At 55.5% G+C, this 19,923-nt stretch carries 16 protein-coding genes; 9 read left to right on the top strand and 7 right to left on the bottom strand.

The window, feature by feature from the left end:
* Window positions 1–21 precede the first annotated feature (21 nt).
* From tkt to gap (RCA23_RS07505), 4 genes are all read left to right on the top strand, one after another.
* Window positions 22–2,037 carry a transketolase gene (gene tkt / locus RCA23_RS07515; protein ID WP_044049790.1) on the top strand — a complete coding sequence of 672 codons (2,016 nt, stop codon included), beginning with the start codon at window positions 22–24 and terminating at the stop codon, window positions 2,035–2,037.
* A gap of 191 nt (window positions 2,038–2,228) precedes the next feature.
* Window positions 2,229–3,230, top strand: coding sequence for a type I glyceraldehyde-3-phosphate dehydrogenase (gene gap / locus RCA23_RS07510; protein WP_044049789.1), 1,002 nt, complete (start codon window positions 2,229–2,231; stop codon window positions 3,228–3,230).
* Between the two features lie 14 nt (window positions 3,231–3,244).
* Window positions 3,245–3,388 (top strand): hypothetical protein, encoded by a 144-nt coding sequence (locus RCA23_RS16495; protein ID WP_169701367.1) that lies wholly within the window; start codon window positions 3,245–3,247, stop codon window positions 3,386–3,388.
* A gap of 66 nt (window positions 3,389–3,454) precedes the next feature.
* Entirely contained in the window at window positions 3,455–4,456 is a 1,002-nt protein-coding gene (gene gap / locus RCA23_RS07505; RefSeq protein ID WP_044049788.1) for a type I glyceraldehyde-3-phosphate dehydrogenase, read from the top strand.
* A 20-nt stretch (window positions 4,457–4,476) separates the two neighbouring features.
* Here the strand turns inward: gap (RCA23_RS07505) and coaD are convergent, their stop codons facing one another.
* Complete coding sequence (gene coaD / locus RCA23_RS07500; protein ID WP_044049787.1) at window positions 4,477–4,974, bottom strand: pantetheine-phosphate adenylyltransferase; 498 nt, start codon at window positions 4,972–4,974, stop codon at window positions 4,477–4,479.
* 85 nt (window positions 4,975–5,059) lie between these two features.
* On the bottom strand, window positions 5,060–5,974 hold the full coding sequence (locus tag RCA23_RS07495) for a LysR family transcriptional regulator (RefSeq protein WP_044049786.1): 915 nt from the start codon (window positions 5,972–5,974) through the stop codon (window positions 5,060–5,062).
* Between the two features lie 94 nt (window positions 5,975–6,068).
* Between RCA23_RS07495 and RCA23_RS07490 the strand changes: the two genes are divergently transcribed.
* The 5 genes from RCA23_RS07490 to RCA23_RS07470 all read left to right on the top strand — a co-directional run bounded on the left by RCA23_RS07490 (window position 6,069) and on the right by RCA23_RS07470 (window position 12,081).
* On the top strand, window positions 6,069–7,568 hold the full coding sequence (locus RCA23_RS07490; RefSeq protein WP_044049785.1) for a CoA-acylating methylmalonate-semialdehyde dehydrogenase: 1,500 nt from the start codon (window positions 6,069–6,071) through the stop codon (window positions 7,566–7,568).
* Between the two features lie 133 nt (window positions 7,569–7,701).
* Window positions 7,702–8,838, top strand: a complete 1,137-nt coding sequence (locus RCA23_RS07485) for an acyl-CoA dehydrogenase family protein (RefSeq protein WP_044051387.1) — start codon at window positions 7,702–7,704, stop codon at window positions 8,836–8,838.
* Window positions 8,835–9,872, top strand: a complete 1,038-nt coding sequence (locus RCA23_RS07480; RefSeq protein WP_044049784.1) for an enoyl-CoA hydratase/isomerase family protein — start codon at window positions 8,835–8,837, stop codon at window positions 9,870–9,872. Before RCA23_RS07485 ends, RCA23_RS07480 begins: the two co-directional genes overlap by 4 nt.
* 1 nt (window position 9,873) lies before the next feature.
* Entirely contained in the window at window positions 9,874–10,746 is an 873-nt protein-coding gene (mmsB, locus tag RCA23_RS07475; protein ID WP_044049783.1) for a 3-hydroxyisobutyrate dehydrogenase, read from the top strand.
* A gap of 9 nt (window positions 10,747–10,755) precedes the next feature.
* Window positions 10,756–12,081 (top strand): MmgE/PrpD family protein, encoded by a 1,326-nt coding sequence (locus tag RCA23_RS07470; protein ID WP_236631413.1) that lies wholly within the window; start codon window positions 10,756–10,758, stop codon window positions 12,079–12,081.
* On the opposite strand, the gene uvrA is transcribed toward RCA23_RS07470, so the two are convergent.
* The 5 genes from uvrA to queA all read right to left on the bottom strand — a co-directional run bounded on the left by uvrA (window position 12,078) and on the right by queA (window position 19,863).
* Window positions 12,078–14,930, bottom strand: coding sequence for an excinuclease ABC subunit UvrA (uvrA, locus tag RCA23_RS07465; RefSeq protein WP_044051385.1), 2,853 nt, complete (start codon window positions 14,928–14,930; stop codon window positions 12,078–12,080). The two genes, RCA23_RS07470 and uvrA, sit on opposite strands and share 4 nt — an antisense overlap.
* A 397-nt stretch (window positions 14,931–15,327) precedes the next feature.
* Window positions 15,328–16,722 carry a dihydrolipoyl dehydrogenase gene (lpdA, locus tag RCA23_RS07455; RefSeq protein WP_044049781.1) on the bottom strand — a complete coding sequence of 465 codons (1,395 nt, stop codon included), beginning with the start codon at window positions 16,720–16,722 and terminating at the stop codon, window positions 15,328–15,330.
* A gap of 110 nt (window positions 16,723–16,832) precedes the next feature.
* Window positions 16,833–17,411, bottom strand: coding sequence for a DUF924 family protein (locus RCA23_RS07450; protein ID WP_044049780.1), 579 nt, complete (start codon window positions 17,409–17,411; stop codon window positions 16,833–16,835).
* Between the two features lie 74 nt (window positions 17,412–17,485).
* Entirely contained in the window at window positions 17,486–18,742 is a 1,257-nt protein-coding gene (locus tag RCA23_RS07445) for an MFS transporter (protein ID WP_044049779.1), read from the bottom strand.
* Between the two features lie 71 nt (window positions 18,743–18,813).
* On the bottom strand, window positions 18,814–19,863 hold the full coding sequence (queA, locus tag RCA23_RS07440; RefSeq protein WP_044049778.1) for a tRNA preQ1(34) S-adenosylmethionine ribosyltransferase-isomerase QueA: 1,050 nt from the start codon (window positions 19,861–19,863) through the stop codon (window positions 18,814–18,816).
* Window positions 19,864–19,923 lie beyond the last annotated feature (60 nt).

Here is a 19,923-nt window from a genome sequence, read left to right as displayed (position 1 = left end):
CCCTTACAGAAAGTTAGCTCCGTGGATCTCAAAGCACTCGCCGCCAAGAACCCTGAACATTGGAAAAAAGCCGCCGCTATTCGTGCTTTGACGCTGGATGCGGTTGCGGCCGCAAATTCGGGTCATTCAGGGATGGCGATGGGCATGGCCGATGTGGCCACCGTTCTGTTCGAAAAGCACATGAAATTTGACGCCGCCGCGCCCAATTGGCCAGATCGCGATCGCTTCATTCTTTCGGCGGGGCATGGATCGATGCTGCTCTACGCCCTGCTCCACCTGACCGGATATGCGGATATGACGCTCGATGAGATCAAAAACTTCCGCCAATGGGGTGCAAAAACCGCCGGGCATCCAGAATATGGCCACGCGTCTGGCATTGAAACCACGACTGGCCCACTGGGACAGGGGATTGCCAATTCGGTTGGCTTCGCCATCGCCGAAGAAATATTGCGTGCCACCTACGGCAAAAAAATTCAGAACCATAACACCTATGTCATCGCCGGGGACGGTTGCTTGATGGAAGGGATCAGCCAAGAGGCCATCGGACTTGCTGGCCGCCATGAGCTGGGACAGCTAATCGTGCTATGGGATGACAATAACATCACCATCGACGGCACGGTTGAGCTGTCAGATCGGACAGATCAGCTGCAGCGTTTCAAAGCCTCTGGCTGGCATGTGCAAGCCATTGATGGCCATGACCCGATTGCCATTGATGAGGCCTTAACGGCCGCGCGTAAATCTAAGAAACCCTCTATGATTGCCTGTAAAACCCATATCGCGCTGGGGCACGCGGCACAGGACACATCAAAGGGGCATGGTGCGCTGACGGATGCGGCGCAACTGGCCGATGCCAAAGCCGCCTATGGCTGGCCCTATGGCGCATTTGAAATTCCAGCCGATGTCAAAGCCGCTTGGGAGGCCATTGGCGCCCGCGGCAGCGCGGAACGCGCCGAATGGGACAGCCGGTTTTCTGGTCTTTCCGCCTCAAAGCAAGCGCAATTCAACCGCGCCTTTGCAGCAGAAGCCCCCAAGAAACTGGCCGCGGCGATCCGCAAGATCAAGAAAGATGCCGCAGAGACTAAACCAAAACTGGCCACGCGATCGGCCTCGGAAAAAACCTTGCAGGCGGTCAATCCTGTGATGCCTGAAACCGTCGGCGGCTCAGCTGATTTGACCGGGTCTAACAATACAAAAACCGCGGATATGGGGATTTTTGATCCCGAAAATCGCGCCGGTCGCTACATTTACTACGGGATCCGCGAGCATGGCATGGCCGCTGCAATGAACGGTATGGCGCTGCATGGCGGGATACGCCCCTACGGCGGCACGTTTATGTGCTTCACCGATTACGCCCGCGGCGCCATGCGCCTCTCGGCTTTGATGGGCGTTCCAACTGTCTATGTGATGACGCATGATTCTATTGGCCTGGGCGAAGATGGTCCCACACATCAACCGGTCGAGCATTTGGCCATTTCCCGCGCCACGCCCAACACTTTGGTTTTCCGCCCAGCCGATATCACAGAGACAGCGGAAGCCTGGGAAGTGGCGTTGAGCCAACCAAGCACACCAACCGTCATGGCGCTTTCACGTCAGGGCGTGCCAGCGGTACGTCATGAGTATAAGTCGGCAAACCTCAGCGCGCGCGGCGCCTATGTTTTGGCTGAGGCCGAGGGCAAGCGCCAAGCGATTTTGATGGCAACCGGCACGGAGGTCTCGCTGGCCCTAGAGGCCCGCGACTTGCTGCAAGCCGAAGGTATTGGCACCCGCGTCGTTTCCATGCCCTGCATGGAGCTCTTTGCCCAACAAGATGACGCCTATCGCAAACGTATTTTACCAGGCGGCGCAGTGCGCGTGGCCGTGGAAGCGGCCGTGCGCATGGGGTGGGATCAATGGCTTTTGGGGGAACGCGGACGTGAGTCCAAGGCTGGTTTTGTCGGCATGACGGGCTTTGGGGCCTCGGCCCCGGCCGATCGGCTCTATGAAGAGTTTGGCATCACTGCAGAGGCGGTTGTGCGCAAAGTCAAATCCCTGCTATAAAACAGCCAAAGGCTGCGGGTGGCACCGCAGCCTTTTTGCCTGGCAGATCTCGTTACAAACCGTGTTACCGCAAGCGGTTATCGCTAACACAAATGTTTTCGCTAACAAGTTGAAAATCCTTTTGCTTTGAACTTTAAATGCCCCTCTGACCTTGCTAGTTCACCGGCAAGAATTGGCAAAAGGTGAGAGCTGTGACAGTAAGAATTGGCATCAATGGATTTGGCCGCATCGGTCGCTGCGTGTTGGCACATATCGTGTCCTCTGGCCGCAAAGATGTGGAAGTGGTTAAGATCAACGCCACAGGCCCGCTGGAAACCAGCGCACATTTGATGCGCTATGACAGCGTACATGGACGGTTCGACGGAGAAATTACCGTTGGCGATGGTACGCTGGATCTCGGGCTTGGACCGATTGAAATGTTCTCCTCCTATGACCCCAATACGCTCGACTGGAGCGGCGTGGATGTTGTTTTGGAATGCACTGGCAATTTCAACGACGGCGATAAAGCCAAGGTCCATCTCGCGCGGGGGGCCAAAAAGGTCCTGATTTCAGCCCCGGCGGTCAATGTGGATCGCACCATCGTTTTGGGGGCCAATGAGGCCGCGCTCTTGCCCAATGATGTGATGATCTCAAATGGATCTTGTACGACCAATTGCCTTGCCCCGCTGGCCAAAGCGCTCAACGACGCGATTGGCATCGAACGAGGGATCATGACCACGATCCACAGCTATACCGGCGACCAACCGACCCTAGATCGCCGTCACAGTGATCTCTATCGCGCTCGGGCAGCGGCCATGGCTTTGATTCCCACATCGACCGGGGCGGCCGAGGCGCTTGGCGAGGTTCTGCCGGAAATGGCAGGGCGGCTGGACGGCACGGCCATTCGCGTCCCTACTCCCAATGTCTCTTGCGTTGATCTCACTTTTGAGGCTGCGCGCGCGGTCACAAAAGAGGAAGTCAACGCGGCGGTCGAGCGGGCCGCCAAGGGCGAAATGGCAGGCATTTTGGGGTATGACCCTGCGCCTAAAGTTTCGATTGATTTCAATCACACGCCCGAGTCTTCGATTTTTGCCCCCGATCAAACCAAAGTGGTTGGCGGGACAACGGTCCGCGTATTATCATGGTATGATAATGAATGGGGCTTTTCCGTGCGCATGGCTGATTTGGCCGCTAAGATGGGGCAGCTCCAATAATTCTTGGAGAGAGTATGACCACGCGCCTGGCCCTATATGTTGCACTTGCCGCCGTTGCGGCCATTGCGGTTGACTTATTTTTGACGCAAGGCGCGGCAATATTATACCTCGCACGCTCATTTCTGGACTTAATCGACACAATTGCCTTCTGGCGGTAGCCGCGCCGGTTGACTTTTTCCGCGACCTGTGATGTTAGCGCTATCAACAGAAAGTGGGACTTGGATATGACATTAAAAGTTGCAATCAACGGGTTTGGTCGTATTGGCCGCAATGTACTGCGCGCGATTGTTGAATCAGGGCGTACAGATCTACAGGTCATCGCAATCAATGATCTCGGTCCGGTGCAAACCAATGCGCATATGTTGAAATACGATTCCGTACACGGGCGGTTCGCGGCCTCTGTGACCCATGGGGAAGACTTTATTGATGTCGGGCAAGGGCCCATACGCGTGACGGCCATACGCAATCCAGCGGATCTGCCCTGGTCGGATGTCGATGTCGTGATGGAATGCACGGGTATTTTCACCTCCAAAGCCGATTGCCAAGCCTATCTCGACAATGGCTCCTCCCGCGTGTTGATCTCGGCCCCTGGTAAAGATGCCGATAAAACCATTGTTTATGGCGTCAATCACCAGGCATTAACCGCGGATGACTTGATTGTTTCAAATGCGTCCTGCACCACCAACTGCTTGGCGCCCATTGCCAAAGTCCTCCACGAATCTATCGGCATCAAACGCGGGCTGATGACAACGATTCACAGCTATACGGGCGACCAGCCAACATTGGATCGCACGCATAAAGACCTTTACCGAGGGCGCGCCGCTGCCCTGTCGATGATCCCAACCACCACGGGCGCGGCCAAAGCTGTTGGCTTGGTTCTGCCAGAACTGAACGGCAAATTGGACGGCGTCGCCATCCGGGTGCCGACCCCAAATGTCTCAGCGGTGGATCTCACCTTCGAAGCCGGACGCAGCACGGATGCGGCCGAAATTTTGGCTCTGATGCAGAAGGCGGCCGCGGGTCCACTAAAAGGGGTGCTTGATGTCGTGGATGCGCCATTGGTCTCGTCTGATTTCAACCACGATCCGCATTCGTCTATTTTTCATGCAGATCAAACCCTGATTATGGGCGGTGATATGGTGCGCGTGCTGTCTTGGTACGACAACGAATGGGCGTTTTCCAACCGTATGGCCGATACAGCTGTGGCCATGGGCAAATTAATCTAGCCTCAGACAGCCCATGCAAATTATGAGCGGTGCAGGCGGCGCCTTAAGGCCGCCTCGACCGCCGGGGTGACGAATTTCGACACATCCCCATCCAAGCGACAGATCTCTTTGACCAGTTTTGACGCAATGGCCTGATGCTGGGCCTCGGCCATCAAAAAGACAGTTTCAACCGATGAATCCAGCTGCCTATTCATGCCAACCATTTGATATTCATATTCAAAGTCTGAAACTGCGCGCAATCCGCGCAAAATAACCCCGGCGCCGACGTCGCGGGCGCAGTCAATCAACAGGTTTTCAAACGGGTGCACATGAATTTCAGTTCCGGTCTGCTCCGTAAGACGCGCCGCCTCAACTTCAATCATCGATACGCGCTCATCGAGATCAAAGAGCGGCCCTTTATCACGATTGATCGCCACCCCGATGACCAAGCGGTCCACCAATGCGCAGCCACGTCGGATGATATCAATATGTCCCAGAGTAATCGGATCAAAGGTTCCGGGGTAAAGGCCTATGCGCATTTTAACTTCTCCGACTGATATAGGTAACAAGCCATAAATTGAGCGAATTGCAAGCCAGCGCGGTGCAAAAAACCGGTGCAGTCGTTTAAAATTTACCGCCCGGCGCTTCGGCCAGAGCCTCAAGCCTCTGAATTTCCACCCGCAACCCGCTCACCAATACCTGTGCGAATTGGTTGAGCCGCCGATTGTGGCGATCATCGGTGGACCGGATCAAAAAGAAACTGCGCGTCAGGCTCAAGTGATCCACTAAAATGCGGCGTAATTCCGGGGCAAAAGGCAGGGCGAAATCATGCACAATGCCAAGCCCCGCACCCTGGCGCAACAGGTTCATTTGGACGGAAATGGAATTGGACGCGAGCTGCACCCGCCGCAGTCCGAGCGGTTCAAGGTAATCAAGCTCCTTGTCAAAGATCATATCCTGCACATAGCCAACAGTCGGCACGTCTTTGAGATCGCTCAGGCGCTCGGGCCTTTTGTGGATTTGCCAAAGCGCCGTTGAGGCCGCGAGATGCAACCGATAGTCAGCGATTTTTTGCACCATAAGCCGACCGGCCGTGGGTTGGCTCACCCCAATCGCCATATCAGCCTCGCGCCGCGTCAGGTTGAAAACCCTTGGCAAAGCCACGATTTGAATATCTAAATCTGGATAGGTTTTTGTGATATGTCCGCAGACCTGCGGCAAAAGGAAATTGGCGCATCCATCCGGCGCACCGATGCGAATCTGGCCTCTAAGCCCCTCCCCGTCTCCGCGCAGCGCCCCAAGCCCCGCATTTAAGGAGGCTTGGGCGGCATCCACATGCGCCATGAGCCCATGCCCCGCTTCCGTCAGATCGTAGCCTTTCGGCGATTTTGAAAAGAGCGGCGTTGCATGGGTCTGCTCCAACCGAGCAATCCTACGGCTGACCGTTGCCGGGTCAATTTTCAACACCTGCGCCGCAACCGTCAGGCTGCCCGATTGCGCCACGGCCAGAAAGATGCGTAGATCATCCCAGTTTTCCATTACAAGCCTACAATTTTGCAAAATGATTTTGGATTATTCTCGCTTTTAATTACATTATTGCAAGACTAAAAGCAAAACAAACAAGGAGACCCCCATGCAAGAGTTAACCCACTATATCAATGGCGCCCATGTCAAAGGCACCTCTGGACGTTTTGCCGATGTCTACAACCCGGCCACCGGCGAGGTTCAAGCCAAAGTCCCACTGGCCAATGGCGCCGAATTAGATCAAGCCGTGGCCCATGCCGCCGCCGCACAACCCGCTTGGGCTGCCGTCAATCCACAGCGCCGCGCGCGGGTTTTGATGAAATTTGTGGACCTTTTAAATCGCGATATGGACAAATTGGCCGAAGCTTTGAGCCGCGAGCACGGCAAAACCTTGCCAGATGCCAAAGGCGATGTGATCCGCGGCTTGGAAGTTGTGGAATATTGCATCGGTGCACCGCAATTGTTGAAAGGTGAATTTACCGATAGCGCCGGTCCTGGCATTGATATGTACTCTATGCGTCAGGCGCTCGGCGTCACAGCCGGCATCACCCCATTCAATTTCCCAGCCATGATCCCGATGTGGATGTTTGCACCTGCCATTGCCTGCGGCAACGCCTTTATCCTCAAACCCTCTGAGCGCGACCCCTCCGTGCCGTTGATGTTGGCAGAATTGCTCGAAGAAGCCGGGCTGCCCAAGGGCATTTTACAAGTTGTGAACGGTGATAAAGAAGCGGTTGACGCGATCCTGCATCACGATGTGGTTCAATCCATAGGTTTTGTGGGCTCCACCCCAATCGCCGAATATATCTATGCGACAGGCTGCGCCAACGGCAAACGGGTGCAGTGTTTTGGTGGTGCGAAAAACCATATGATCATCATGCCCGATGCGGATATGGATCAAGCCGCTGATGCGCTTATGGGCGCAGGGTATGGCGCCGCCGGTGAACGCTGCATGGCTATTTCTGTCGCAGTTCCCGTAGGGGAAGACACAGCAGATCGCCTGATGGAAAAATTGATCCCCCGGGTTGAAGCTCTGAAAGTGGGTCCCTACACGGCGGGCAATGACGTGGACTACGGACCGGTTGTCACCGCGGCTGCCAAAGCAAATATTGAGCGTTTGGTGCAAACCGGCATCGATCAAGGCGCAAAACTCGTGGTGGATGGTCGTGATTTCAACCTTCAAGGCTATGAGGATGGCTTTTTTGTGGGCGCGCATTTGTTCGACAATGTGACCAAGGATATGGACATCTACAAATACGAAATCTTCGGCCCCGTTCTGTCCACCGTTCGCGCAGAGACCTATGAGGAGGCGCTCGGGCTGGCCATGGATCATGAATATGGCAATGGCACAGCGATCTTTACCCGTGACGGCGATACCGCGCGCGACTTTGCCAATCGGGTCAATGTCGGCATGGTGGGAATCAATGTGCCGATCCCGGTGCCATTGGCCTATCACACCTTTGGGGGGTGGAAAAAATCGGTCTTCGGCGATTTGAACCAGCACGGACCGGATGCGTTTAAATTCTACACACGCACCAAAACCGTGACCTCTCGCTGGCCGTCAGGCACCAAAGAAGGCGGCGAGTTCTCTATTCCCGTCATGGAATAAATCACGCGCAGCGCCGGTGGCAAGCGGTCCCCGGCGCATGCAACACTCAGCAGGCTCGGCCTTCAAAATAGAAGCTGGATTCCTGGCTTGGGATTTGCTTCACTTGCCGCAACGCAATGACAGGAGCTGTCTCATGGATTTTGCCCTTTCCGAAGAACAAACCGCGATTTTCGACATGGCCCGCGATTTTGGGGCCAGCCACATCGCGCCTTTCGCACGGGAGTGGGAAGCGGCAGGCGAAATTCCAAAGAGCCTCTGGCCCCAATTGGCGGAATTGGGCTTTGGCGGGCTCTATGTACGCGAAGAAAGCGGCGGATCGGGCCTAAGCCGGCTGGATGCCACTTTGGTGTTTGAAGCGCTCTCTATGGCCTGCCCGACGGTGGCCTCCTTTCTATCAATCCACAATATGTGCGCGGCAATGATCGATAAATTCGGCTCGCCGGCGCTGCGCGACAAATATCTTCCGCGCGCCTTGAGTATGGAGACCTTCTTTTCCTACTGCCTCACCGAGCCCGGCTCAGGATCTGATGCGGCGGCATTGAAGACAAGAGCTCTTAAGAGCAACACAGATTTCACCCTGACTGGCACCAAGGCCTTTATCTCTGGTGGAGGCTATTCTGATGCCTATATTATCATGGCCCGGACAGGCGATGACAGCCCAAAGGGCATCACGGCTTTGATCGTGGAAGATGGCGCAGAGGGGCTGTCCTTTGGCGGGCTGGAAGACAAAATGGGCTGGCGCGCGCAACCGACCCGGCAGGTGCAGCTGGATGACTGCAAGACACCCATCGAAAACCTTCTGGGCGCCGAAGGCCTCGGGTTTTCCTACGCCATGGCTGGGCTGGACGGCGGGCGGCTGAATATCGCGGCCTGTTCGCTGGGGGCGGCGCAACAAGCCTTTGACACAACGCGGGCCTATATGGCCGAGCGCAAAGCCTTTGGAAAATCGATCGATCAGTTTCAGGCCCTGCAATTTCGTCTTGCCGACATGGAGATTGAACTGCAATCGGGCCGCATATTTCTGCGTCAAGCCGCTTGGAAGCTGGACAATGGCGCGCCAGATGCGACTCATTTTTGCGCCATGGCCAAAAAGCTGGTGACCGATATGGGCAGCAAAGTGGCCAATGATTGCCTGCAACTGCATGGTGGGTATGGCTATTTGGCCGATTACGGCATTGAAAAAACCGTACGCGATCTCAGGGTTCATCAAATCTTAGAAGGCACCAATGAAATCATGCGGATGATCGTGGCCAGGGGCTTGCGCGCATGAGCGATCTTATCGCGCGCAAAGACGGCAAAGCCGGGCGTTTCACGCTCAACCGCCCCGGCGCCTTGAACGCTTTGACCTATGAAATGTGCCTGCAAATTGAGAGCTATCTGGGCAAATGGGAGGCCGATCCGGACGTTGAAGTGATCCTTTTTGAAGGAGCGGGTGAGCGGGCATTTTGCGCCGGCGGCGATATAACCGCCATGTATAAAACAGCCGTTGCCGGAGACTATGATTATGGCCGGCAATTTTGGACAGATGAATACCGCCTCAACGCCAAACTCGCGACCAGCCCTAAGCCGATCATCAGCTTTCTGCACGGTTTCACAATGGGCGGTGGCGTGGGGCTGGGCTGCCACCTGCCGCACCGAATTGTCTGCGAATCCAGTCAGATTGCCATGCCCGAATGCGGCATTGGTCTGGTGCCAGATGTGGGCGGCTCCTTGCTTTTGGCCCGTGCACCCGGGCGCTTCGGTGAATATCTCGGCACAACGGCCAGCCGTATGGGGCCGGCAGATGCCATTTTTGCCGGCTTTGCCGATCACTTCATCCCGCAAGAGGATTGGCCCAGATTGATCGAAACCCTCTGTGACACAGGCGATGTTTCAGCGATTGCCAAGGCTGCCCGCCCTGCGGGCCCTGCCCCGCTGTTGCAGATTGAAGCGCAAGTGAATGAGTTTTTCCGAGGCGACTATTTTGGCGATATCGTCAACAATCTCAATCACACGGGCGGCGATTTTGCCGAGGCCTGCATCAAAAAGCTGTCGCGCTCTAGCCCCCTGGCCATGGCCGCAACCATTGAGTTGATCCACCGCGTGCGTGGGCTGGACGATATCGTTTTGGCCTTGGGCATGGAATATCGTTTCACCTACCGAGCCGCAGAACAGGGTGATTTCATCGAAGGCATCCGAGCTATGGTAATCGACAAAGACAAATCCCCAAAATGGCGGCACGCGATGACGGACCCGCTGCTGCCAGCGGCCAGCGCCATGCTGCGCCCTTTGGGACCCCATTCCCTTGATCTCACGGAGAGTTAAAATGAACATCGGATTTATTGGACTTGGAAATATGGGCTTGCCTATGGCCAAAAATCTGGCCGCTGCGGGCCATCAGGTCTCGGGATATGACCCAGCGGGCACCACAGCAGAGGGCGTGGCCGTAGCCGCCAGTGCACAGGCGGCCGCAACAGGCGCCGATGTGGTGATTACCATGCTCCCCAATGGGAAAATCGCCCAATCGGTGGCCGATCAAGCGCTGCCTGTCATGGAAAAAGGCACCGTCTTACTCGATTGTTCAACCATCGACGTGGCCGCAGCCCGCAGCATTGCGCGCCGCGCCGAGGACCGGGGGATCAGCTTCCTAGATGCCCCCGTGTCTGGCGGCGTGGGCGGAGCGGAGGCTGGCACTTTGACCTTCATGGTGGGCGGAGCGGCCGAGAGCTTTGCAGCGCTATCGCCGCTGTTTGATATCATGGGACGCACGGCGGTGCATTGCGGCGGCGCCGGAAATGGGCAGGCGGCAAAAATTTGCAACAACATGATTCTTGGGATCACTATGATCGGCACCTGTGAAGCCTTTGCTCTGGCCGATAAACTTGGGCTGGACCGACAAGCTATGTTTGACGTGGTCAGCACCTCTTCCGGCTACAGCTGGACGATGAATGCCTATTGTCCAGCCCCCGGCATCGGCCCACAAAGCCCGGCTGATAATGGCTACGCACCCGGCTTTGCCGCCGATCTCATGCTCAAAGATCTACGCCTGTCACAACAGGCTGCTCAAGATGTGGATGCCGACACGCCCATGGGCGCGGCTGCGACAGAACTTTACAAAATCTTTGTCGAACAGGAAGATGGTAGCGGACGAGATTTTTCCGCCATGCTGCCGCGATTCGAGGGCCGCAGTCGCTCCTAGGAGATAGATATGTTGATGCAAGACTTTGCCGCCAGCCTATCCTATAAGGCCCTGCCTGAGGATGTGCTGAAAGTCTTGCGGCGTTCGCTGCTCGACAGCCTCGGGGTTGCGGCCATTGGATCGCAAACTGAGATGGCAAGGATTGGCACAAAGACCGCAAGAATGATGTTTGGCGCCACCTCCGCATCTGCCGCGCGCTGCCTTTTTGATGGAAATGTGGCAAGCTTCGCCGGCGCTGCGATGGCCGGCGCAATGACCATCGACAGCATCGACGCCCATGATGGCACCTCCCCTTGCAAAGGTCATGCAGGATCTGCGATCTTTCCAGCGCTTTTGGCTCTGGCCGATGAACGCAGTATGACAGGGCAAGATTTCGCGACCTATTTGGCATTGGCCTATGAGATCTCCTATCGGGCCGGGCTGACACAGCATGACATCTGCGCCGATTACCACACATCGGGGGCCTGGACTGCGGTTGGGGTTGCGGCAATGACCGCGCGGGTGATTGGCTGCAACCCCATGCAGATCCATGAGGCCGCAGGGATCGGCGAATACCATGGCCCGCGCAGCCAAATGATGCGCTGCATCGATCATCCCACGATGGTGCGTGACGGGGTTGGCTGGGGTGCACCCACGGGCATCACGGCTGGATTTTTGGCCCTCAACGGATTCACCGGCGCACCGGCGCTCACCTGCCAGGGGCCACATTGGCAAGGCTTGGGCGAGACTTGGAAATTGGTGAGCGACACCCATTACAAGCCCTACCCCTGTTGCCGGTGGGCCCATCCAAGCATCGATGCCGCCGCCGATCTCATGTCCAAGCATAAAATTACACATCACCAGGTCAGCTCTGTGGAGATCAAAACCTTTCACAATGCCACGCGCTTGGCCGGGCATCACCCCAAAACGGCCGATGAATTTGCCTATTCAATTGCCTTTCCTGTGGCTTGCATGATTGTGCGCGGGCAAATCGGTCCGGCGGAATTGGCGGCTGAGACGCTGAGAGATCCCGAAATATTGCGCATAAGTAACGCGACGCAATTGATTGATGACCCGCATTTAACCCAGATCAGCGAGGGAAAACGCTGGGCACAGGTGAGCCTGCGCCTGCGCGATGGTCGCATTTGCGAAAGCCCCCCGCGAAGCCCCCGCGGCGATGTTGATATGCCCCTAACAGATGCAGAGATTTCCCAGAAATTCCACCTATTTGCCGATCCAATATTGGGGGTCAAAAATGCAGAAATTCTCGAAACCCTCTGCACGGATTTCGATCAACTGGATGCGCCGGACCTTCAATCACTGCTTGAATTGGTCCTGAGCAAACCCCAGATTTAACGCGATTTTTGCGCCGCGAGCATCTCCTTGAGATAGCGCCCAGTGTGGCTTTGTGGGACTTTTGCGACCACCTCCGGTGTGCCTTTGGCCACCACCTGCCCTCCGCCATCGCCGCCCTCGGGGCCAATGTCAATAATGTGATCTGCGGTTTTCACCACATCCAAATTGTGTTCGATCACGATGACAGAATTGCCCTGATCCACCAGCTCATGCAGCACTTCGAGCAGTTTACGCACATCTTCAAAATGCAGGCCCGTTGTCGGTTCATCCAGAATATATAGGGTTCGGCCCGTGCTGCGCTTGGACAGCTCTTTTGACAGTTTCACCCGTTGCGCCTCACCGCCTGACAGCGTAGTCGCTTGCTGGCCCACTTTGATATAGCCCAGCCCAACCCGCATAAGCGCATCCATCTTTTCACGGATCGAGGGCACCGCCTTAAAGAAATCTTGCGCCACCTCCACGGTCATATCCAACACATCCGCAATGGATTGCCCTTTGAATTTTACCTCTAAGGTTTCACGATTGTAGCGCGCACCCTTGCAGGTCTCACATTCGACATAGACATCCGGCAGGAAGTGCATTTCAATTTTGATCACCCCATCACCCTGGCAGGCCTCGCAGCGCCCACCTTTGACATTAAAGGAAAAACGTCCCGGTTTATACCCGCGCGCCTTGGCCTCGGGCAGGCCAGCGAACCAATCGCGGATCGGAGTGAATGCGCCCGTATAAGTGGCCGGATTGGATCGCGGCGTGCGACCAATGGGGCGTTGGTCAATATCGATGACCTTGTCGAGATGCTCCAGACCTTTCACCGTCTCACATGGCGCCGGTGTTTGCCGCGCACCATTCAGGTTCATTGAGGCGGTTTTAAACAGGGTCTCAATGGTCAGGGTCGACTTACCCCCACCCGAAACGCCCGTCACACAAACAAACTGGCCTAAGGGAAAATCAACCGTGATATTTTGTAGATTATTCCCCGTCGCCTTGCGTACGGTGACTTTCTTTTTGTTGCCCACCCGGCGCGTGGTTGGAATTTCAATGCGCCGGCGCCCAGAGAGATAATCCCCGGTGACAGAGGCCGCATTGGCTATGATCTCTTCCGGCGTGCCTTTGGCCACCACCTGCCCCCCGTGCACACCTGCGCCGGGGCCAATGTCGAACACATAATCGGCCTCGCGGATGGCCTCTTCGTCATGCTCAACCACAATGACCGTATTGCCTTGATCACGCAGGTTTTTAAGCGTGGTCAAAAGTCGGTCATTGTCCCGTTGATGCAGGCCAATGCTTGGCTCATCAAGCACATAGAGCACGCCCTGCAGCCCAGAACCGATCTGACTTGCAAGGCGAATCCGTTGGCTTTCTCCACCCGAAAGTGTGCCAGAATTGCGCGCCAAAGTGAGATATTCGAGCCCGACATTGTTCAGGAACCCAAGCCTTTCGCGAATTTCCTTTAAGATGGGCCCGGCGATGGCCAGCTTTTGTTTGCTCAGCTGGTCTGGCACGGATTTGCACCATTCAAAGGCCTCTTTGATGGACATTTGCACCACTTGGCCAGCATGCAGCCCGGCAATTTTGACGGCCAGGGCCTCTGCCCGCAGACGATACCCGCCGCAAGTGCCGCAGGAGCGGTTGTTTTGATAGCGCTCGAACTCTTCACGGATCCAATTGCTGTCGGTCTCGCGGTAGCGGCGCTCCATATTGGGGATGACACCTTCAAAGCTGCGCGTCACCTGATACACCCGCCCGGCCTCGTCATAGCGAAACAGGATTTCTTCCTTACCCGATCCGTAAAGAAAAACCTGTTGCACTTTTTCCGGCAGGTCCTTCCATTTGGCAGAGGGTTTGAACGCGTAATGTTTGGCGATGGATTCTATAGTTTGAAGAAAATAAGGCGACTTGCCTTTGCGCCAGGGCGCCAGGGCACCGTCGGAAATTTTCAGGGTTTGATCGGGCACCACGAGACGCTCATCAAAGAACAATTCAACCCCCAGGCCATCGCATTGCGGACAGGCACCAAAGGGCGCGTTAAAGGAAAAAAGGCGCGGCTCAATTTCAGGGATGGTAAAACCCGACACGGGACAGGCGAATTTTTCGCTGAAGGTATGGCGCTCTGGATCGCCTTCACTGGGGGCGGTTTCAAGAATGGTAATACCATCGGCCAAATCTAAGGCCGTGCGGAAACTATCGGCCAAACGGGTTTCGACCCCTTCGCGCACCACAATCCGGTCGACGACCACATCAATGTCGTGGCGAAATTTTTTGTCGAGCGTGGGCGGCTCGTCCAAATCATAAAACGCACCATCGACTTTGATACGTTGAAAGCCTTGTTTGCGCAGCTCGGCGAATTCTTTGCGATATTCCCCCTTTCGGTCGCGCACGATGGGCGCCAGCAAATAGCCGCGCGTGCCCTCCTCCATGGCCATGACCCGGTCGACCATATCTTGCACTTGCTGGGCTTCAATCGGCAGACCCGTTTCAGGAGAAAATGGCGTGCCAACCCGCGCGAACAAAAGCCGCATATAGTCATAAATTTCTGTCACCGTGCCCACTGTCGAGCGGGGATTTTTAGAGGTGGTTTTTTGCTCAATGGAGATGGCAGGACTCAAACCGCTGATGTGATCAACATCAGGTTTTTCCATCATATCCAGAAACTGCCGCGCATAGGCAGACAGGCTTTCAACGTAGCGCCGCTGCCCCTCTGCATAGATCGTGTCAAAGGCCAAAGACGATTTTCCCGAACCTGACAGCCCGGTTATCACCACCAGCTTATCGCGGGGAATATCAACATCTATATTCTTAAGATTATGCTCACGCGCGCCGCGGACTTCAATATTTTTTAGCTCAACCATTTTGGACCCCAGATCTTTGAACACAACATAGTGTTAAGTCGCTTCAGGGCCAATCAAAAAATGAGAACTTTTAGAGAACGCGGAGATTTATTCCGCCAAGAAGACCTCTGCATAACGCCATGTCAACACGAAACGAGGGCAGCGCCGACCTGGGCGGGCGCATATGGCGGGTGGTGAAATCACTGCAGAATTTGAGCAATAACCATAAATACCAGTATACCCAGATGGTGAATGCGCCTGCCGGGGGGCAGGCAGGCGCAGCCCGGTGTTGCCACCGGGCAAAGTGCTTTGGCTTTGCGGCTCGGTTATGCAGAGGTCTTCCAAAAGGCCCGTGCACGTATCTCCCGAGCCGAGAACACCGCAAGACGCCGGTGCCTCGGCCATAGCCCATTGAAGTTTAGATGTGGATTGCGCGATCCCAAGCGTCCAAAACGCTTTCATGCATCATTTCCGACAGGGTGGGATGTGGGAAGACGGTTTGCATCAAATCTTCTTCCGTGGTTTCCAGCTGCCGCCCAACCACATAGCCTTGGATCAGCTCTGTGACTTCCGCGCCGATCATATGCGCGCCCAACAGCTCACCTGTTTTGGCATCAAACACAGTTTTGACCATGCCTTCCGCCTCGCCCAGAGCAATTGCCTTGCCATTGCCTATAAAAGGGAAGCGTCCAACGCGCACGTCATAGCCGGCTTCTTTCGCCTGTGCTTCGGTATGTCCGACGCTGGCCACTTGCGGCGTGCAATAGGTACAACCGGCAATGCTCTCCGGTTTGACCGGATGCGGCGTTCCGCCTGCGATCATTTCAGCGACCATAACCCCTTCATGGCTGGCCTTATGCGCAAGCCATGGTGCACCAGCCACATCGCCGATGGCATAGACACCGGCCACAGCTGTGCGGCAATAGGCATCCGTCGTAATATGGGTGCGGTCGACTTCAACGCCAAGCGCCTCAAGCCCGAGATTCTCCACATTGCCGACGATCCCAACCGCCGAGATCACCGTGTCAAACACCTCCGTGGTGACTTTGCCGTTCTGTTCGATATGCGCTGTCACAGAGCCCTGGCCGCGATCGAGTTGTTTCACCATAGTTTTTGTGCGAACTTTCATACCTTGCTTTTCAAAAGCCTTTTGAGCGAAGGCCGAAATCTCCGCGTCTTCGACCGGCATAACCCGATCCATCACCTCAACCACCGTCGTATCCACACCAAGCGTGTTATAGAAATTGGCAAATTCGATACCAATCGCGCCGGAGCCGATCACTAACAGCTTTTTCGGCATACGCGGCGGGGTCAGAGCGGTTTTATAGGTCCAAACCAAATCCCCATCCCCCTCCAGCCCGGGCAATTCGCGCGCCCGCGCCCCGGTCGCAATGATGATATGCTCGGCCGATAGGGTCTCGTCACCCTTGGCAGTTTTAACCAAGACCTGTCCGGGAGCCGTGATTGTCGCCGCCCCCATCAGGGCGGTCACTTTGTTCTTTTTCAGCAGATGGCTCACGCCGCCGTTCAACTGTTTTGCAATCGCCCGAGACCGTGCCACAACGGCATCAAGATCATAGTCGATGCCCTGGGCAGACAAACCAAACTCCTTGGCCCGCTGCATCAAATGATACACTTCAGAGGAGCGCAGCATCGCCTTTGTGGGAATACAACCCCAGTTGAGACATATGCCCCCCATGTGCTCGCGTTCGACCACAATGGTTTTCAACCCCAATTGCGCCGCACGAATTGCCGCAACGTAGCCCCCAGGCCCCGCCCCAATAACGATCACATCATATGCATTGTCAGCCATCACAGGACTCCGTTTTTGAATTAGTTTAATATTAAACTATAGTTCAAACCGGTGCAAATCGAAAATTTTGCAGCGCGCGCGGCGAGAGCCATTGCAGCCGCACCAAAGCTTTAGGAGCTGGCCGCAAGGCTTTTGAGTGTGAAATCATATCCGCCCGCTTGGGTGTAAATCACCTCCGGCGCCGTTGCACGCCGGTTCAACGCATCGTTGCGCGCTGGAAAGCGGCCAAACTTGCGGATGATATCCCGATGCGCCTGGGCATGGGGCAATTGCAATCTCCTGCCCTGCGGCAGGCGAGACATGATCAACCGCACCGCACGATCTTGATCTGTGAGACTCTCAGAATGCATCAAAGGCATATAGAAAAATTGCCGCGCCGGCTCGTCGATCTTCAGATCCCAGCCATTATGCAATGCCGCTTTGGCCGCCGCGAGAGCGTGCCGATCCGATCCGAATGACCGCGCTGTCCCGCGAAACATATTGCGGGGCATTTGATCCATCAATATCAGATAGGCAAGCGTGCCGGAGGCATAAGTCAACCAAAGCCCATTGGCTCCGTTGAGCGTGTCCCACCAGAGCTGTTCGAACCGCCTGCGGACCTCATGGTCCAGCGCCTCATCGGCTGCATACCATCTGTCCGCTCCAACTTCGTCCAGCCAAAAATCAACAACTTCGTTTACAGTTGTCATATGTCCGCTCCGGTGAGTCTGCCTATCTTCAATCTCTACGCATCTAAATCAAAAGTGCAAAGAAAAAGGTAACTCTATGTTTCATTCGTTTCATCTTCCAAAGCGGTCTCGATATAATATTCCGAAGCCACCTCCACCGCGACCGGGCTGGCCGAGGGCAGAACCGGCGCATAGGCACCATCCTCGATGCCCGCCCGCGACCGCTGTGTCATCCGGTAGACCGCGTAACCCGCGAGGATGAGCATCAAGAGCGCAATCATGCCAAAGAATGCCTGGGCACCAAAACTGTCCATCATCCAGCCGGTCACCAAAGGCCCAGCAATCGCGCCCATACCGTTGATAAATATCAACCCTCCTGAGGCCGCGGCCATATCGTCGGGATCGAGATAGTCGTTTGTATAGGCGATCAGCAATGAATACAGCGGATTGGATGTGCCGCCGATCACGAAAGCGGCGACGAGCAGCGCGCCAAAATAATAGTCGAAAAACAGCGCTAGAAGCGAGAAAATCCCGCCCACTGCGGCTACGATCATAATCACAACCCGCCGGTCCATGCGGTCCGAAAACCAGCCAATCGGATATTGCATCAATAGGGCACCCACATAGATGCTTGAAACAAAAATTGAGATCTGCGTAATCGTTAGACCGGCCGCCACGCCATAGACTGCGGACATGCCAAATTGCGCCGAGAAAACGCCGCCCAAAAGAAACATGCCGAAACAGCCCAAAGGAGATGTCTCAAGCAATGTCTTGAGAGGCATAGGTTTTGCGGTTTCAAATGCAGGCGTTGGAGAAATGGACAGCAAAATCGGAGCAAAAGAAATCGAAACCAAAACGGAGGACAAAATAAACAAGGCGTAGCCACTTGCGTCCCCCATAGCCAGAAGCGCTTGCGCGCTGACAATTCCAAACATCTGTACGATCATATAGACCGAGAGCGCCTTGCCCCGATTGGCGTTGTCAGAAGAATTGTTCAGCCAGCTTTCTGCGGTGACATACACCCCAGAGAAACAAAATCCGATCACAACGCGCCCCAAGGCCCAAGCCACGGGATGGGCAAAGGCCGGATAGAGAATCAATATGGCAGAGATGAATGAGGCCAAAGCCGCAAAGACCCGCACATGTCCCACCCGGCGGATCATTTCAGGCGCCAGGCGTGAACCGCCAAGAAACCCCGCAAAATATGCTGACATCACGATGGACATTTCGAAGGTTGAAAACCCTTCAATTCCGCCCCGCACGCCGAGCAATGTGCCCTGCAACCCATTGCCAACCATCAACAACATCATGCCGATAAGCAGCGCCCAAGACCGCGACAAAACCTGAAACATTGCACTTCCTCAAAATGAAACCGGGACAAAATGAACCGTGACACACGCGCTCTTTTTCTACCCAAACGATATTATGACGCAAAAAGCAATGATGCATCGCCGTAACTAAAAAAACGATAATTCTGAGCCACCGCATGGGCATAAACCGCATCCAAATGTGGCTTGCCAATCAGAGCGGCCACCAGCATCAGCAGGGTCGATTTCGGCAGGTGGAAATTGGTCATCAACCCATCGGTGATCTGAAACTCAAACCCCGGGTAAATGAAAATATCTGTCTCCCCTTCAAAAGGCCGAAGGGTGCCGCCACGCGCCGCCGTCTCAATCAGGCGCAAAGCGGTCGTGCCCACGGGGATAATCCGGCCGCCGGCGGCGCGGGTTTGCTCTATCTCTGCCACGGCCTGCGGACTTACACAGCCCCATTCTGCGTGCATTGTATGGGTGCGGATCTCTTCCACCTTGACCGGCAAAAAGGTGCCGGCCCCAACGTGTAGGGTGACATAGCTGATCGTCACCCCATGGCCCTGCAAAGCGTCCAATGCTGCTGCATCCAGATGCAAAGAGGCCGTCGGCGCCGCCACCGCTCCTCGATGTTTGGCCCAAACGGTTTGATAGTCGCTCTTATCCTGCGCATCGGCGGCGCGTTTGGACGCAATATAGGGCGGCAAAGGCATCTGACCGCTGACATCCAATGCCGCATCCAGCTCTGCGCCTTGGGCCGAAAAATCGAGCAAAGCTTCGCCATCGGTTTTCTCAATGCACCGCGCCGACAGGCCGGCTGCAAACTGGATCTCTTCGCCGACAGCCAATTTGCGCAGGGGCTTTATCAAAGCTTTCCATCGCCCGCTGGCCTGCGGCTCTAGAAGCGTGACTTCAATCTTTGCCTCAACCCTGCCCTGCGCCGATTGCCGCGCCCGTGTCCCAAACAGACGCGCCGGGATCACCTTGGTATCGTTCAAAACCAAGCGGTCTCCTGGCCGAAAATAGCTGCAGAGATCACGCACATGCGCATCTTCGATCTGCCCGGCTTGGCTCACCAAGAGTTTGGCGTCGCCGCGGGGTGACATCGGACGAATCGCGATCCGCTCGGGTGGCAAGTCAAAATCAAAGTCTGAGAGTTTCATAGCACGCCCCTTGAGAAGCGCTCCCATTAGCGACAATCAAATCATTTGGCAAATCCGAAA

Origin of the sequence: Planktomarina temperata RCA23 (genome assembly GCF_000738435.1) — a bacterium.
In the GTDB taxonomy this organism is placed as follows: domain Bacteria; phylum Pseudomonadota; class Alphaproteobacteria; order Rhodobacterales; family Rhodobacteraceae; genus Planktomarina; species Planktomarina temperata.
Note: the sequence above shows the minus strand (reverse complement) of the source record. Positions and strands in the feature narration are given on the sequence as shown.